Consider the following 16273-nt stretch of genomic DNA (forward strand, 5'->3'; position numbering starts at 1 on the left):
TGGCTGGTACCGGACGAACAACCGGCGGTGTTGGCTGTAACCCCATCACCACCGGGACTTGCTACTGCTAATAAGATTTTCGTGTTTGTGGAGCTGGTTATTGCTTCAGTTGCTCCATGATGCGGCGCGCTCGATTAGGGCCAACGTCGACGTGGATATCCACCATCGGCTCACCGGCAAACTGCTTCATGTTGTTGTATTGGGCTTCGATCACCACCTTGTCTTCCTGGAAGGTAAAGGCGGTTTGCTGGATCACCGCGGCCAGCACCTCCTCGCGGTTGTCTTGCGGATTGGTGGCCATGGTCCAGAGGTAATGACTGCTGGTTTCGGTTTCCGGGGTGATGGCGTGATAACCGCGCATGTGGAAACCGCCGCGTTGCGGGTCATCGAGATCATCGGTGTTAACGTCCACTGCCCCGGTCCAGATACGCAGATGGTTGGGGGTAAACAGGATTTCCTGCCAACGATCGACCTTGCCCGCAAACGGCCAGACGGCGGTGTAGGTCGGTGGTGGCACCGAATCACGCATGTAGCGTTTCACCAGTACTTCGTTGCCGTTGGCTTCTACTTTCTGCTCGGCATTCATGTGGATTCTGGCGTTGCCACCGATGGTTTGCAGGTGCACATAACCGAGGTGACTGAGGTCGAGCAGGTTGTCGTGAATAAGCTGGAACGGCGCCTGGTAATGGAACACATCACCATCCCAGACGTACTCGGGTGAGCTGTGCACCGGATACGACGGCGGCGGGCAATCCGGCTGGCTGTCGCGCTCGGAGCCGAACCAGATCCACACCAGTGAATCCACTTCCTGCACCACATAGGCATGTACCCGCGCCTTGGCCGGGACCTTGTCCTGCCCCGGAATCTCGGTGCACTGGCCTTCACGGTTGTAGAGCATGCCGTGATAACCACAACGGATACCGTCGGCTTCCAGCGTGCCATTCGACAGCGGCAAATGACGGTGACAGCAACGGTCTTCCACCGCTGCCACCGCACCATCAGCGGTACGGAACAGCACCACTGGCTCATTCAGAAAACGCCGCGCCAGCGGACGTTCGCTGTTCACTTCCTTGCTGAGCGCCGCCACGTACCAGAGGTTAAGTGGAAAGGCTTGCGGGTTGCGGGTGTGGCTGGGGGTAAAGTCCACCGACACACCGGGGATGTGTAATGACACACTCATGGAAAAGCTCCTTTGTTATTGTCGTGTCGAGCAAGTCAGGTTCGGTTCAAGCAAACGCAGGAGGCCTGCGGCGATTACAGATCAATCACCAGCCGGGCACTGAAGGAACGGGAACAACAGGGGGTAAACAGACGGTTGCTGGCCTGTTCGGCCGAGGTCAGATACTGGTCACGATGATCCGGCTGACCATCCACCACGTTGGTGAGGCAGGCACCACAAATGCCCTGCTCACACGATGACGGCACATTCACACCGGCAGCGAGCAGCGCTTCCAGCGCGGTCTGGTCGGCGGCTACCTGGATCAATTGGCCGCTGTTGAGCTGCAATTCGAAGGGTGTGTCGCCCGCCGTTTCCACCACCGGCGCAGCAAAAAATTCACGATGCAGACGATCTTCAGCCCACACCTGAGCACGGGCGGCACCTAACACGGCCTCAATAAAACCGCTGGGGCCACACACATACAGATGGCTGTCGACCGGGCTATCCACCAGCACGCTGTCCAGCTCCAGACGCTGACCTTCGTCGTCGATCCAGACATGACAAAACGGGGCCAGATCACCCTGCTGCAACTCCTCCAGAAACGCCGCGCGATCACGACTTCGACAGGCGTAATGCAGGCTGAACGACCGCCCCTGCTGCAGAAGCTGACGCGCCATCGCCAGAATCGGCGTGATACCAATACCACCGGCCAGCAACAGGCTGTGCTGTGGGCCTTCATGTAGCGGGAACAGATTGCGCGGCGCACTCACCGGCAGACACTGCCCTTCCTGCAGCACCTCGTGCACCTCACGCGAACCGCCACGGGAATTCGGGTCTTTCAGAACCGCAACCCGATACAGCAACGGTTCGGCACCCGGATTGGTAAGGGAATACTGACGCACCGTGCCGGATGGCAAATGCAGATCGATATGGGCACCGGCCTCAAAACCGGCCAGTGGCTGGCCGTCTTCACGACCCATCTCCAGCTCAACAATGTCGCGAGCGACGTTATGTTTACGAATAATCACCAGATGCTGCATGAGTACCTCTGCTTCTCCCCGGTACTGATCCGTTGCTGAACCAACCCGGTGTCGGAGTGTTTTTATTATTAGAGTTGACATATCAACACTATCATCAAAACATAGTTGATATGTCAACTCTAAAGGCATTCATTTTGGGCACAGGGTATTCAGAAAAGAGAAAGGATCAGGGTGTCGGGCGTCGGACGTCGGACAAAGTAAAAAACGCGGCATTCCCACGCAGGAGCGTGGGAACGAGATAGAGATCAGGCCCGGCCAGACGCCAGATCCGATCGCGGCCCGGCCAGACGCCAGATGCCCGACACAATAGAGGCCAGACGCCAGATAATCACTCAGCTTCCGGCAAGCACCGATTGGCGTCTTCCACTCTCGCGCTAATACGCAACAGCAAGCTCACCAGCTGATCCACCTCGTCATCCGACAGATCCGCCAGCAATTGCGATTCCCGCGCCAGCGCCACCTTGATAATGCGGTTATGCATATCACAACCAGCAGCCGTCAGGCGCAAATGGGTACGGCGGCAGTCGGCGGGATCGGGAATGGCGGTAATGAGTTGCTGCGATTCCAGCTGTTTGACGGCCCGGCTGACCGCGGCCTTGTCGAGGCCAATCACCTGACACACGCGGTTGGCGGTAATGCCATCTTCCACCGCCAGCAGCGCCAACATGCGCCATTCCACAATGCCGACACCAAAATGGTTGCGGTAACAGTTGGATGCACCGCTGGATAACTTGTTGGCCAGAAAAGTGATCAGCGCTGGCAGATAACGATCCAGATCAAGTTTGAGCGGAATATCAGGATGAGGAGCAGTCATGACAGCAGCGAATTCACATCGGCAACAGAGGGAGTGATTCTATACAGCGAATGCGGGTACAGAACAACGTTGGCCGCTGTAATTCACCGGCCAGACCTGTAATCAGAAACAAAAAACACCTGCCGGAAGGCCCGGCAGGTTGGCCTCTGCACAGAGGCCAGGAGCGATAAAACGTTAACCGGCGTGTGAACGCAGACGCCAGGCAATCACATAGTCACCACGGTCCGGCGACTGACGGGCACCACTAGCCGACAACCACGGGCCGCCAGCATCACACCACCACCCAGCAGGCCCAAACCTGCCAGCACAAACACAATGGCCAACAGCCACAGAATCACACGCACCGGTGCCGCAAGCGGCCGCGCGCCCAACGAGGGATCGGAATTATTCATAAACAGGCTCCGGTTCAGACACCCAGAAAGGGACCAGCCGCACAGGCTGACCATAAAGACCACTCACCACTGACGGACGACAAACAGAAAGGAAACTCACATCACCCGGCGCGGGTGAACGAACTTGAATCAGATAACAGCCCCCGCCCGCCACACGGCCACAAAGCCATGAAAAGCACGGAAGCCAGCCGTCAGGCTGCCTGGTCTGGAACCCGCATGATCCGGCCATATGCCCGCAAATGCGACAAAACGGGCCATAACGATTTCTACCACCCGCATACCAATAACGACCGTTATCCAGCCGACCACAACAGGCCGTTCAGGCACGGCAGACAATCGTCTTCTCAGGGATGGTATTTGCAGCAAGCTGCGGAATTTATGAGCAGCAGTGAACGGGGTTTAGGGCAGGAATTACCAACAATGCTGTGCAGCAGAGGGACAGTGGGATTAGGCAGGCAACAATGAAGTGGAGAAGCAGCTGGGACTGGTTGGGCCGGTTAGTTGGTTAAACACTAGAGCGGATGGTGAAGTCGTTATCGGGGGTTGGCAGTTGTCTGTTAAAGCTGGACAAGATCACCGGAGAGGCCGAACGTTTTGTTAGCCGGCAAATCTGCGAAAAATAGAAATGTGGTAAAGAGCGCCACTATCCACCTTTTAATAGACCGCAGAATTGCGCAACTGAACATTTTCGCACCAAGCCTTACATGATCTTTTTAACCGGGTAAGTTAAATCACCATCCTGTCCCTCAGGCTCACCCAATTCAATCGTTGCAGGATCACTGAAGTTGAAATCCAAATCTATACCAGCTTGTTCAAGTACGGACGCATCAAATGTGATTGAAATATCTTCATCACCAACAGTAATTGTTCCTATTGCCCAATCCGCATAATCGGAATCGCCAACACCCGAATCAATAATGTCGACAGTGCCAGTTACAACACGTGGCAAGGCCGTATTCAAAGACACTGCAGAGTTTTTAATCGAGGAATTATCTGACTCATTACTTTCACCACAACCTAGCAACGAAATAGCGCCAAACAATAAAATAGCAATTTTATTCACACTCATTCCTTTTATTTAAAACTGGGATAAAATTTTTTCAAATGCATTGCTGCATCTTCTAACGGCACGATTTATTCAGAGAGGAAGACAGGTATTTACATTGATTGAAAATCTCCATTTTCACCGTACTTTCTTCCCTGAAAAAACAAGCGCATATGACGAATAATGCTCATATTGCCGTTTAAATATGCGCCTTACACACAGCGCCACAAGTACAAAAGCAATGAACATCATGGAGTTACGCTAACAGCAATCAATAAAACGTGCAATCGATCTGAAGATACAATCATCACTTTTCCGCCATGATCCGACTGCATTCTGCATATATCTGGTACTTAAGAATGAGTAGAGTCACGCACACAAGGCGACTTTTAGTCGGAAAGATGCATATGCGGCAGCACTGGTATCGCTAAACGAAAATGGGGGGTAACGTAAAAATAAGATCATCTTTTAATCAACCCGACGATCCAAACCACCCACAAAAAAGCCCCCTTGCGGGGGCGAACAGAGCCGGAGATGAGCTATCTCCGAGAGTGATGCAGCGGAACGAACAAGGCTTACCAGGCGGTGGAGCCGCCGTCGACCGGCAGGTCGGCGCCGGTAACCCAGGAGGCTTCGTCGGAAGCCAGGTAAATCGCGGCGTAACCGATGTCTTGCGGCTGGCCGAGGCGTCTGATCATGGTTTTGGCCAGCACTTCCTCGCGGAAACCGGGGATGTTTTCCAGCGGTTCGCGGGTGGCGGTGGTTTCGATCAGGGCCGGGGAAATGGTGTTGGCGCGGATGTTGAACTCGCGGCCTTCCATCGCCAGCTGACGGGTCATGGCCAGTACGCCGCCTTTACCGGCGCAATGGGCCAGGGCGGGCAGTGGTTTGAAGGCGTTGTGGGCGTTAGCGGAGGCGAAGTTGATAATCGCGCCGCTGCCGCTGGCTTTCAGGTGGGGCCAGGCGGTCTGGCAGGCGAGGAATACCACGCTCAATTCGCCGTCGAGGGTGCGTTTCCAGCCGGAGTAATAATCCATGTCCTGAATCCAGGCGAAAGCGCCAAAGGCTCCGGCGTTGACCAGAATATCGAGGCGGCCGTGGCGTTCAATACAGGTGTCGATGAGCTTCTGGACGTCTTCCGGTACGGTGAGGTCACAGGGGGCAACCGAGTGCATCGGGGTGCCCTGCTCTGCTGCCAGCGCATCGGTTTCAGCAGCCGTGGTCGGGTTGATGTCAGCACCGACCACCAGCGCACCTTCAGCGGCAAACATCAGAGCGCAGCCACGGCCAATGCCGGAACCGCTGCCGGTGACGATGGCGACCTTGCCTTCCAGGCGTTTGGTTTTGTTCATTTTATTGTCCTTGTGGGTCGGGTGTCGGGCCGGGCGTCGGGAGTCGGGCCGGGCCGCGTTCGGATCGGGTGCCAGAGAAACTCCCGACACCAGACTCCAGACACCAGACGCCCGACTCCAGACCTTTTTACTTGCTCTTACGGAACGGCAGGGTGGCGAGGAATGCCATGTCGCTGAACTTCATCATCTTGAGGCCAGCGCGGGCGGCGTCGGCATCCAGACGGGCTTCCATCGGCATGGTGCCGAAGCTCTTGCCCTTGATGATCAGTTCGCTGCCTTCACGGGCGATGGAGTCGACGGCCATCAGTTCTTCGTCGGCCGGGCCGCGCAGTACCATACCGGACGAGCGTTTCACGGCAGCAGCGGCGGATGGATCACCCATGTCGTTGCGAGCGCCTTTGGCGACGGAGCCGAAGTCCATGCCCAGTTCTTCAAACATCTTCTGTGCGGTGGCACGGCCAGCGCCGTAAACACCGCCGCCCGGATGCTGGAACGGACCGGCGAGGAACAGGTTCTTGATGCCCGGAATGGTGAACTGTCCGAGGTCCGGGGTCGGACGGTGGCCAGCGCTCTGGTACATGTACGGTGCAACACCGTGCAGGTCACCACGCACCATGGAGTTCGGTGAGCTGCGCTCCAGATCCACCGGTGAGCAGATGGTGCGCATGATGATGTTGTCGCTGGTGAGGTTCTTGACGAACTTGCGGTAGTGCTCCAGCGACAGGTCGCCGATCTCTTCCTTGAATTCGTCCCAGTGTTTGCCAGCCCAACGCTCGTCTTTTACCTGATACGGGGCGAAGGTGATGCCGTGGAACATACCAGCGCCTTTTGGTACGCGGGTCTTGTCGCCAATCGACTCGTCACCACCGGCGCACAGACGGCGTTTGGTGATCTGGCCGCGTTTGAGGTCGTCAAAGTCGGCGCACATTTCATCGAGTTTGTCGGTGGCCATGAATTCCAGCATGGTGGCGTAACCGACTTCTTCACCAGCGTAGTACTGGCAGTTCTCTTTGAGGTCGTAGTGAGAAACCATGATGGAGAACGGTGCCAGGGTGGTACGTTCGGCACGTTTCAGCACTGGCTCGTTGACGCCAGCAACGAACTTGCGGATCACGTGCGGGTGGATTGCACCGATCACGGCGTCTTTGGCCATGATCTGCTCGCCGTCCGACAGCTCAACACCTTTGGCTTCGCCGTTGTTGACGATGATGCGGCTGACTTCGGAGTTGCAGCGGACTTCACCGCCGTGGAACTCGATGCAACGCACCAGCGCTTCGGTCAGTTTGCCGGAGCCACCAATCGGCTGGGATACGCCGTAGGTGTGGATGATGCCAGGCATCAGCAGCACGCCCATACCGGTGCCCAGTTCGTTCGGGGCTTGCAGGTTTTCACTCACCAGACGCAGCAGGTGAATCTTGATCTTGTCGCTTTCGTACAGCTGGTTAACCAGGTCGAGGCAGTCACGGCTCATGTAGTCGAGCATGATGCGGCCTTCTTCGGTACGGTCCAGCATCGCCATCATTTCACCCAGTGGTGGTGGTGGCGAGTACAGGCCAGGCATAAAGACTTTCAGGAAGTCCTGGCTCATTTTTACGAAGCTGCGGTAGGTTTCGGCGTCTTTTGGCGAAATTTTGGCGAAGCATTCGCAGGTCTTGTCCAGATCCTTGTAGGTGAACAGCACCGACTGGTCCGGGAAGATGGTGGCATGAGGCACCGGTGAGTAGTGGTATTCCAGTCCGTGCTGGCTCATCAGGCCCAGTTCGTCCTGACGCAGCATCGGGTTACCCTGGATCATGATGTGCACACTGGAGTGCTCGTCATGCCAGTAACCTGGGGTGTTGATCTGTTGGGTGGATACACCACCACCCGGATAGGCTTTACGCTCCAGAACCAGCACTTTCTTACCGGCTTTGGCCAGATAGGCAGCGGCGACCAGGCCATTGTGGCCTGCACCCATAGCAACGATATCGTAGCTGTTACTGCTCATTTGGTTTTCCTCAATTGTCGCGCCAGCGGGCAGGATTCTCGGGTAATGCCTGCTGGCGTTCGGTTACCGGGCTTTATCCCGGACTCTTCTTCTAATCGTTCACACTCAAATCAGGATCTGGCTGTTCTCTGACGCTTGTCAGACGGTTCACAGCCGTTCTCAAACCGCTCTCCGGCAAGCGAATATCAGGCAGCTATCAGGCAACCGTTCTCAGGCAAGCGAATCAGGCAACCGACAGGGTCTTGTTGCGCTGCAGACGCTGGCCAATGGCCACCAGGATGGCAGCTGGCAATACAAACTGGCCGATAAAACCGATGGCGGCGGCGTGGCTGCCCAGTACTTCCTGCAGGCCTACCACCACAATCGGGGTGAAGAACTGGCCCAGGAAGAAGGCGGCCATCCAGGCGCCGGTGCCGAGGGCACGACGGTGTGGTGGCAGGTTGCTCATGTTCCACACCATCATGGATGGCAGCAGCATGCCGCCACCAAGGCCGGTTACCAGGGTGCCTGCCACCATAATGGTGACTTCACCGTGGGCACTGCCCACCAGCATAAAACCGGTGCCGATCAGGCCAAACGCCAGTGACAGACGCACCGGGGTGACATACCAGGCCTTGTTCAGGAACAGACGGAAACACAGGGAGCCCACCACAACGGCAACTTGTGCCAGTGATGCCAGCAGGCCGATGGAGCTTGGAGCGGTAACGTTAACGCTGTGCAGCAGGTAACCGATGTGCACCTGAACCGCCATAAACAGCACACCACCCACCAGGGTTACGGCGCAGATACCGGCGATTTTCCATGGGTTCCACATGGCTTCTTCTTCGGCGGTCAGCTTGTCGAGCAGGTGTTCTTCCTTGTGGCTGCGAGGTTCCCACAGCACCAGCAGCGCCAGTACGGCCAGAATCAGGCTGATGGAATACACCATAAACGGGGTACGCCAGCCGAACTCACCGAGGGCACCGCCGACGGCAATAAAAATCACGGCTGACATGGAAGACAGGGTGGTATTCAGCGCCAGGTAACGCTCACGCTGAACACCGGAGTAGTAGTCACCAATCAGGGCGACCGAGGCCGTCATGATGATGGCTTCCGCCAGACCCACACCAATACGGGTACCGATAATGGTTGGCAGGGAGTCAATGAATACCGGTGCAACACCAAACACGGCGTACATGGCCAGACCCACCACCAGCAGGTTCTTGCGGCCAGTACGGTCGGCCAGCACACCCACCACCATCGACAGCAGGGCAATCACCAGCCCCGGAGCGGTCAGTGCCATTGGCACCAGAAATTCCACGTTGTCAGTGGCAGAGAAGTGTTCCTGCATTTGTGGCAGAACAGGCGCAATCACCACAGCAGCCAATACCGACATGCAGCCGCAGAGCAGCAGCAGCCAGGCATGAAATGGCCGGGCGATTGGGGTCGCATTTTTATTCATATTATTGACTCCCGAATCAGGGCTGGAAGATTACCGGGCCTTACGACCCGGCGTAATGTTTCATATGTAAAGAAATCCCTTGATCCAACGATCAGCGGATACCTTCACCGGCCATTGCTTCCGGAGTGAACGTGAAGTCGTCGTACTTCGGCATAACCTTGTATTGCTCTTCGGAGTCGTTCAGCACGCCGTCCAGGTACCAGGCACCGGAAATCAGGTCATAGAAACCGAAGTTCATGGGTGACACGGTGGCCGGGATGTCTGGCATCACGATCGGGTTCTGGAAGCCCATCTGCCACAGCTGGCCGTTGGCATCCCAGTGGTCAGCCAGTACAGCAGCCCAGGTGTCTTCGTCGAAGTAGTAACGACGTTTTGGTGACAGGTGACGCTGGCCTTGTTTAACCGTGGCTTCCACTACCCACACGCGGTGTTTTTCGTAACGCATGTCTTCCGGATTCACGTGGTGATCCAGCAGGATTTTCTCGGAAGGACGCTGGAACAGGCGGTTGGCGTTGTACGGAATCACCATTTCCTGCTTGCCAACAATCTTCCAGTCGAAACGGTCGGTCTGGCCGTTGAACACGTCGGTCTGGTCGAACATGGAGATACCGGCAGACGCTGGCGTCGGGGTATCACAGCAGGCGTTTGGCAGCTTGCGCACACGACGCTGACCGGTGAAGTACACCCAGGTCTGGCCAGCGCCAGCCTTGATGTTTTCACGACCAACAATGGCTTCACCGGCACGGATTGGTGGGCCGTAGTTGAGCAGACGGATGGTCCAGTAAACACCTTTGTTGTCTTTTTCGAACTCGGCGTTGTTGCTGTCCTTGAAGTAGTACGGCATCTGGAAGTCACCAGAGGCATATACAGTTGGAACGTGCTGGCCAGCCGAAGTGGTCTGCACACCACGAACATCGACGTGGTGTGCCGGGGCACGCCAGCGCAGCAGGTGGTTCCAGACGATTTCTTCACCGTTCTGTGGCACCGGGAACGGAATACCACCAAACGCACCGGATACACGGCTGTCTTTCAGGTTGGCATGAGTGGCGTTGACCTTGGTGTTGTCATACACCCATTGTGGCGCCGCAGCGGTACGGTGAGTCGGGTATACCGGAATGGTGAAGGTGTCCGGGTACTTCTTCATCATGGCCTTGAGGCCGTCGGACAGCTGGTCGGCATACTTGTCCATGTTGGACGCGTTGATCACGTACAGCGGTTTTTCACTGGCGAACGGGTCAGAACGTTTGCCACCGTTGCTGAAGCTGGCATCAACCTTGGTGTAACCACCGGTCCAGGCTGGAATAGAGCCATCGGCGTTACCGGCTTTTTCAGCACCAAACGGGGTCAGGTCGGAACCCAGACGTGCCGCTTCTTTTTCAGAAACCGCGGCAGAGGCAACACCCGCTGCGGCCAACAGGGCGCTCAGCAGCGCCACTTTGAAAGTCTTGTTAACAGGTTTCATGCAAATCTCCCGGTCTTAGAAGGTACGGCGAACGTTGAACGAGATGTTGTCGCGGTCGGACATGGCCTGGGCGTAAGAGCCGTGGCCGTTCTCGTCGATGGTGTTGTCCACCGGGCCGAAGAAGTTGGTGTAGTTGAGGCCGAAGCGCCAGGTATCCAGGTAGGTGCCTTCCACGCCGAAGCTGAGGTCACCCACGTGTTCACCCATAAAGGAACCCACTGCCATGGAGTTGCCATGCAGGCCGTAACCCAGCACGGTTGGCAGGCTGATATCCAGGCCTGGCATTACCTGACGGTATTTCGGGGCATAGATCAGACGCATGTTCCAGGCGTCGCGGTCGGCGTTCGGGTTCAGCACACCACCACGGTCGGAGGTCACTTCCATCACGTGGTTGTAGGCGATCTCACCGAGGAAGTCGGCTTCCTTGGACAGCATGTTCGGGCCAATACTGGCCAGCCAGTTGATCTGCGCGTGAGCGGTGTTACCAATCGCGTACAGCGCGGTGCTGGAGGTGTTGCCACCCGCGGCAATTGCACCACCGGTTGCGACCGACAGGTCGGTGGCGGCATCGCTGTTCAGCGGGGTGTTATGACGAACCGACACTTCACCGGCAAAGTTGAAGTTGTCGAAGGTACGGGTTGCCGACGCACCGAAGGCGGTTACACCTTCGTGGTACAGCCAGCGGTATTCACCGATACGCATACGGCCTTCGTCGTCGGCGTAAGGGGCACCGTTTGGACGCACGTTAATGTTCGGCGCTTTTTCGTGGTAACGGATGGCGTACAAACCGTAGTCAGAGTCTTCGCCACGGAAACGCACTTGCAGACCGCCCTGACCGGAATCCTTGGCTTCGACGTCAGCGGCACGTTTGAAGTAAGCGCTGCCATCGGCGGCCAGCAGCATCTGCTCGGCACCGTCACTCAGGAAGTCGACGCTGGAGAAGTAGGAACCGGAGCCTGGCAGGCGGGTCTTTTTCCATTCCAGCTGGTAGTAGGCACCAATGGCAACGTCCGGAGTCAGCTGGATCTGGCCTGACATCTGGTTCACCGGAATCATCAGTTCCTTGAACTGTACGGATGGCACCGCCATGGCCTTGGCCACGTCGATGGGCGCCTGACCGTTGGCAATACCGTTGCCACCGAAGAACAGCGACTCACCCCATACCAGGGTGTGGGAACCCAGACGGCCGGTAGCGGTGGCATCACCCAGCTTGGTGCGACCGAACAGGAAGTAGTCCAGCATCTCGGCATTCTGGCCGTGCAGCTCTTTGGTGCCATCGGTGAATTCGTTGTGGTCAACGCTCATCGGGTTGGCCGTGCTGGCTGAATCGTTGTCGTTCTTGTGGTTGTAGGCGGTGTCGTACCAGGCCGCGCCGCTCAGACGCAGACCGTAGTTACGCTTGTAGACGATATCCATTTCGGTCAGAACGTCGACGCGGTTGGAAACAAACCCCTTGTCGAAGTTGCGGTTACCGTCGTCGGTGTTTGGCCAGTTACCCTGGGTGTCGGCGATCAGTTGGGCGCTCTGATCCTGCAGACGGTACATGGTGGAGTACTTGGCGGTGGTATCCCACAGCACCTTGACGTCATCACTACCGGTTTCGACCTGGAATGCCTGGGCTGCGGCGCTACCCAGCAGGGTGGCGATAGCAGTGGCCAGCAGGGTTGGCTTGACCAGCCGCACAGCGGACAGGTCGCGGGTCTCGTGCCTTGCTTGTCTGTTCACGGAATGACTCCTTGTTATATTTATCTGGGTCAGTTCGAGCGTGGGATTAACGTTGACGCCAGTGCGTCATCGCTAATCCCGGAACCGGGGATCGGAAGCTCGGCAGGGTCGAACCCGCCAGGCTGCCGATGTACACAGTGCGCAAATCCGGGCCACCAAAGGTGATGCTGGCCATCATCGGCGCCAGGGTGCCTTTACAGGCTCCCATCAGTTCCGGCGTGGTGGTGCCGGCCTGATAGTGTTCTTCGTAAATCGCCAGGGCTTCCGGATTGCCGTCGTCGAGCAGGGTCAGCACTTCACCATCCGGGGTCAGAGCGATCAGGCGTTCGGTCAGAATCAGGGTGATCCAGAGGTTGCCGTAGGCATCAAAGGCAAAACCGTCCGGGAAACCGCCGAGGTCTGACGGGCCGTACACTTCACGGGCCACTTCTTCGCAGTTGTCGTTGATACGAACGCGGGAAATACGGCGAGCATTGGTTTCCACCACGTACAGCCACTCTTCGTTGGCGTCGAAGCGGATTTCGTTGGTGCCGACAAAACCGTCGGCTACCAGGCGAATGCCGTGCTCGTCGATCACACCGACATAACCGTCGGCGGTTTTTTCGTTGATGGATTTGGTCCACGGCACCTGACGGGTGGTCACGCTGAACCAGATCCGGCCTTTGCTATCGCACAGGCAGAAATTCATCTTGCCGAGTGGCTTGCCGTCCATGCTGTCGAACAGCAGTTCGGATTTGCCGTCACGGCTCATACGCTCGATGGCATCGGTGCCGAAGTTGGCGATCACGATGTTGCCGCGGGCATCAAAAGCGATGCCGTTTGGCAGGGTGCCACCCATCATGCGGTCGGCTGCGGAAGCATTGGCATCCAGGCCCTTGCCCACCTGTTGGGCGATCAGGGTCTGTTCACCATTGGGTGCAATGTGCACCACACCGCCACGGGCATCGGCGGTCCAGAGCGAACCATCCGGCTCGGCCAGAATGCATTCCGGGCGCTGCAGGTCGCGGCCGACGTGGACAATACTTTCCCGATCGACCGTAAAGCCGATTAATGGATTACTGGTGGTCATGGAATTTCCTCAGTCAGGCAGCACAGCCGGATAACCCGGATTCCGGGATACAAAAGACATGGTTGAGTCCCCTTTTATGATTCTTCTTGCGGGTTCAGCGGGTCGGCGGCAAGCGCCGGCAAAAAGGCTTCAGCGTCCAGCCCCAGCAGTTGCAGGGCATTACCCGACAACAATTGCTGACGCTGGCTGGCATCCAGTCCGGGGACCTGCTCGACCAGCCAGTGCAGGTCATAAGCGCCCATATCGAACGGGTAGTCAGTCCCCAGCACCACCTGGCCAATACCCACCTGATCAATCAGCTGGCGTACCGCTTGTGGGCTGAATACCAGGCTGTCGAACCAGAGGTTGCGCAGGTACTGCGATGGCAACAGACGGGCACCCTGCACTTCCGGGCGCACCTTGGCAGCGTGGTCGCTGCGGCCACAATAAAACGGCAGATAACCACCACCGTGAGCGGCCAGAATGCGCAGTTGTGGATAACGATCGAGGGTGCCGCTGAACATCAGCTGCGACAACGCCAGCGTGGTTTCCAGTGGCTGGCCCACCAGATTGGACAGATACCAGGAGGCCAGACGCTCGCCGACCTGACTGCCAAACGGATGGATAAACACCAGTGCACCCAGCGCTTCGGCACGGGCCCAGAACGGCTGCAGACGTTCATCGCCCAGTTCGAGGTTGCCCACATGGGTGGAAATCTCGACACCCTTGAGGCCCAGCTCCAGTACCGCATGCTCCAGCTGCGCCACCGCCAGTTGCGGGTGTTGCAGGGCAATGGCACCGAGGCCAACAAAACGTTGTGGATATTGCAGACACAGCTGCTGAATGGCGTCGTTCTGAACCGCCACAATACGGGCAGCCAGATCTTCATCGGCCCAGTAGTAGTACTGGGAAGGCGCCGGACTGAGGAGCTGGATATCAACCCCCATGGCGTCCATGTCGGCGATACGTACTTCAGGGTCCAGCAAACGGGGGACTACCGCGGGCAGCATCTGTTCACGATTGAACTGCACCGAGGCGTCACCGGAGGCCTTGAGGTTGGCCTGGTCTTCGGCGATTTTCAGGGGGTGGCCAGCCACCAGCTTTTCAACCGCTGGCACCAGCACGTGGCAATGAGTATCAACAACCGGGAACGAGCGATCACGGCGGGCTACGGCCTGCGCCGCCTGCTGCTTGCGATCACACTGACTGTCACAGCCAGGTCCGCACAGATGCAACCGAACCTTGTCCATCGGACACCTCACTGCCGGGCGCGGGCGGCATAACCGGACTCCACGACCCTGTTGTTATTCTTGTGTACCGAACGGCTGTTTCAGACCCGGTTTCTGCACCGTTGTCACTGTCCATTCGGCTGATGAGGCCATACTAGGGGGAGTTTTGGTATCCACTAAATCGTTTGTTGCCATGACAGGCATCGGCGAATACGATAGAAAAAAATAACAAGATCGGGCTTTAACCCGAAGGAGTCTGCGTCATGCGATTTAATCGTTTTGACCTCAATCTGCTGGTGGTGCTGGATGCCCTGCTCACCGAACGCAATATCACCCGCGCCGGTGAAAAGGTTTTCCTCAGTCAGTCCGCCACCAGCGGAGCCCTGGCCCGATTACGTGAATACTTCGACGACCAGCTGCTGGTGCAGGTGGGCCGCAAGATGATCCTGACCCCACTCGGCGAAAGCCTGATCGTGCCGGTACGTGAGCTGCTGATGAAGGTGCAGATCACCCTTGATGCCCGCCCCGATATTGATATTTCCACCACCGAACGGCGTCTGAGCATGGTGATGTCGGACTACCCGGTAACGGTCCTGATGCCGGAAGTGTGGCGACGGGCGGCGGAAATCGCGCCGGGCATTACCTTCGAAACCATGTCGCCCAGCAACTCGCCACAAGACGAACTGGAACAGGGCAATATCGATTTTCTGTTGCTGCCGAGTGAATTCCTGCTACCGGAACACCCCAGCATCAAGCTGTTTGACGAGGATTTTGTGGTGATGTGCTGGGATCAGAATCCCGACATTGGCGACAGCATCAGCCGTGAACAGTACCTGCAGATGGGCCATGTGATGGTGCAGTTTGGTACCAAACGCCGCCCCAGTGTGGACGCATGGATGACCGCGCGTGGCGGTATTGAACGGCGCGCCGAGGTAATTGTGAATACCTTCACCGCGGTGCCGCAATGTCTGGTGGGAACCCGCCGGATTGCCACCATCCATCGCCGTCTGGCCGAGACCTGGGCTCAGTACCTGCCGCTGAAAATTCTCGAAGCACCGCTGGAAATTCCGCCGTTCAGCTGGGGCCTGCAGTGGCACCAGATCCAGGATCTTGACCCGGTGAATCGCTGGATGCGGGAGCTGATGCTGGACGTTTCCCGCGAGTTGGATCAGGCCCGCAAACAGTCACTGTAACAACGCCCGCTCAGTGGTGTTGCAGGTGTAACTGACCGCTGGAGAGCGCCTTGCCGAGGGCTTCGCAGGAAGCCTTGCCATGGCCAAAATAAATCAGCGAATCCGGCTCATCCTTGCCAGCCAGCACTTTCCAGCCATCGGCTGGCTGGTCGAGCAGTACGGTGGAGAGTTTGATTTTCACCAGTTCATCCGGGGTGTAAGCCGCCGGTTCACACTGAGCATTACGGAACACCCACCAGTCACTGGTAGCAGCACTGGCACTGAAACTGGTGAGGGAACTGGCTGCGGCCAGCAGGACCATCGGTAACAGGCGTTTCATGTTGTGTCTCCTGACAACGTTAGGAATAACGTCAGGCTAACGACTTGGCATGCGGGAATATTGACAT

14 protein-coding genes are annotated in these 16273 nt (G+C 57.2%); 1 reads left to right on the forward strand and 13 read right to left on the reverse strand.

Going from position 1 to position 16273, the window contains the following annotated elements; all coding sequences use genetic code 11:
• Positions 1 to 97 precede the first annotated feature (97 nt).
• The 12 genes from OUO13_RS13845 to OUO13_RS13900 all read right to left on the reverse strand — a co-directional run bounded on the left by OUO13_RS13845 (position 98) and on the right by OUO13_RS13900 (position 14715).
• Positions 98 to 1180, reverse strand: coding sequence for an aromatic ring-hydroxylating oxygenase subunit alpha (locus tag OUO13_RS13845; protein WP_283174489.1), 1083 nt, complete (start codon positions 1178 to 1180; stop codon positions 98 to 100).
• A 74-nt stretch (positions 1181 to 1254) separates the two neighbouring features.
• Positions 1255 to 2199, reverse strand: a complete 945-nt coding sequence (locus tag OUO13_RS13850; RefSeq protein WP_283174490.1) for a PDR/VanB family oxidoreductase — start codon at positions 2197 to 2199, stop codon at positions 1255 to 1257.
• A gap of 328 nt (positions 2200 to 2527) precedes the next feature.
• Positions 2528 to 3013, reverse strand: a complete 486-nt coding sequence (locus OUO13_RS13855) for a MarR family winged helix-turn-helix transcriptional regulator (protein WP_283174491.1) — start codon at positions 3011 to 3013, stop codon at positions 2528 to 2530.
• 206 nt (positions 3014 to 3219) lie between these two features.
• Complete coding sequence (locus OUO13_RS13860; protein WP_283174492.1) at positions 3220 to 3405, reverse strand: hypothetical protein; 186 nt, start codon at positions 3403 to 3405, stop codon at positions 3220 to 3222.
• 700 nt (positions 3406 to 4105) lie between these two features.
• Positions 4106 to 4468: a hypothetical protein gene (locus OUO13_RS13865; RefSeq protein ID WP_283174493.1), complete on the reverse strand. Its 363-nt coding sequence runs from the start codon at positions 4466 to 4468 to the stop codon at positions 4106 to 4108.
• Positions 4469 to 5025: 557 nt separating this feature from the next.
• The gene (locus tag OUO13_RS13870) at positions 5026 to 5802 is read right to left on the reverse strand and encodes an SDR family NAD(P)-dependent oxidoreductase (protein WP_283174494.1); all 777 of its coding nucleotides are present in this window, start codon (positions 5800 to 5802) and stop codon (positions 5026 to 5028) included.
• Positions 5803 to 5929: 127 nt separating this feature from the next.
• The gene (locus OUO13_RS13875; protein ID WP_283174495.1) at positions 5930 to 7789 is read right to left on the reverse strand and encodes a phytoene desaturase family protein; all 1860 of its coding nucleotides are present in this window, start codon (positions 7787 to 7789) and stop codon (positions 5930 to 5932) included.
• Positions 7790 to 8012: 223 nt separating this feature from the next.
• On the reverse strand, positions 8013 to 9230 hold the full coding sequence (locus OUO13_RS13880; protein ID WP_283174496.1) for an MFS transporter: 1218 nt from the start codon (positions 9228 to 9230) through the stop codon (positions 8013 to 8015).
• Between the two features lie 91 nt (positions 9231 to 9321).
• Positions 9322 to 10692, reverse strand: a complete 1371-nt coding sequence (locus tag OUO13_RS13885; protein WP_283174497.1) for a DUF1329 domain-containing protein — start codon at positions 10690 to 10692, stop codon at positions 9322 to 9324.
• A 15-nt stretch (positions 10693 to 10707) separates the two neighbouring features.
• A complete protein-coding gene (locus tag OUO13_RS13890; RefSeq protein ID WP_283174498.1) occupies positions 10708 to 12417 on the reverse strand; it encodes a DUF1302 domain-containing protein in 1710 nt (569 codons plus the stop codon).
• A gap of 46 nt (positions 12418 to 12463) precedes the next feature.
• Positions 12464 to 13486 (reverse strand): SMP-30/gluconolactonase/LRE family protein, encoded by a 1023-nt coding sequence (locus OUO13_RS13895; RefSeq protein WP_283174499.1) that lies wholly within the window; start codon positions 13484 to 13486, stop codon positions 12464 to 12466.
• 74 nt (positions 13487 to 13560) lie between these two features.
• The gene (locus tag OUO13_RS13900; protein WP_283174500.1) at positions 13561 to 14715 is read right to left on the reverse strand and encodes an amidohydrolase family protein; all 1155 of its coding nucleotides are present in this window, start codon (positions 14713 to 14715) and stop codon (positions 13561 to 13563) included.
• Between the two features lie 242 nt (positions 14716 to 14957).
• Here OUO13_RS13900 and OUO13_RS13905 point away from each other — a divergent pair, with 242 nt between their 5' ends.
• Positions 14958 to 15887: a LysR family transcriptional regulator gene (locus OUO13_RS13905; RefSeq protein WP_283174501.1), complete on the forward strand. Its 930-nt coding sequence runs from the start codon at positions 14958 to 14960 to the stop codon at positions 15885 to 15887.
• Between the two features lie 10 nt (positions 15888 to 15897).
• On the opposite strand, the gene OUO13_RS13910 is transcribed toward OUO13_RS13905, so the two are convergent.
• Positions 15898 to 16206: a hypothetical protein gene (locus tag OUO13_RS13910; protein ID WP_283174502.1), complete on the reverse strand. Its 309-nt coding sequence runs from the start codon at positions 16204 to 16206 to the stop codon at positions 15898 to 15900.
• Positions 16207 to 16273: the final 67 nt, after the last annotated feature.

The organism is Parathalassolituus penaei (assembly GCF_026626885.1).
Classification (GTDB): Bacteria; Pseudomonadota; Gammaproteobacteria; order Pseudomonadales; family Oceanobacteraceae; genus Oceanobacter; species Oceanobacter penaei.

What these genes read in the sequence shown, in the direction of transcription:
- OUO13_RS13875 (WP_283174495.1), bottom strand. Translation starts at nt 7,789, where the DNA reads ATGAGCAGTAACAGCTACGATATCGTTGCTATGGGTGCAGGCCACAAT.
- OUO13_RS13850 (WP_283174490.1), bottom strand. Translation starts at nt 2,199, where the DNA reads ATGCAGCATCTGGTGATTATTCGTAAACATAACGTCGCTCGCGACATT.
- OUO13_RS13845 (WP_283174489.1), bottom strand. Translation starts at nt 1,180, where the DNA reads ATGAGTGTGTCATTACACATCCCCGGTGTGTCGGTGGACTTTACCCCC.
- OUO13_RS13855 (WP_283174491.1), bottom strand. Translation starts at nt 3,013, where the DNA reads ATGACTGCTCCTCATCCTGATATTCCGCTCAAACTTGATCTGGATCGT.
- OUO13_RS13885 (WP_283174497.1), bottom strand. Translation starts at nt 10,692, where the DNA reads ATGAAACCTGTTAACAAGACTTTCAAAGTGGCGCTGCTGAGCGCCCTG.
- OUO13_RS13900 (WP_283174500.1), bottom strand. Translation starts at nt 14,715, where the DNA reads ATGGACAAGGTTCGGTTGCATCTGTGCGGACCTGGCTGTGACAGTCAG.
- OUO13_RS13905 (WP_283174501.1), top strand. Translation starts at nt 14,958, where the DNA reads ATGCGATTTAATCGTTTTGACCTCAATCTGCTGGTGGTGCTGGATGCC.
- OUO13_RS13895 (WP_283174499.1), bottom strand. Translation starts at nt 13,486, where the DNA reads ATGACCACCAGTAATCCATTAATCGGCTTTACGGTCGATCGGGAAAGT.
- OUO13_RS13860 (WP_283174492.1), bottom strand. Translation starts at nt 3,405, where the DNA reads ATGAATAATTCCGATCCCTCGTTGGGCGCGCGGCCGCTTGCGGCACCG.
- OUO13_RS13910 (WP_283174502.1), bottom strand. Translation starts at nt 16,206, where the DNA reads ATGAAACGCCTGTTACCGATGGTCCTGCTGGCCGCAGCCAGTTCCCTC.
- OUO13_RS13870 (WP_283174494.1), bottom strand. Translation starts at nt 5,802, where the DNA reads ATGAACAAAACCAAACGCCTGGAAGGCAAGGTCGCCATCGTCACCGGC.
- OUO13_RS13880 (WP_283174496.1), bottom strand. Translation starts at nt 9,230, where the DNA reads ATGAATAAAAATGCGACCCCAATCGCCCGGCCATTTCATGCCTGGCTG.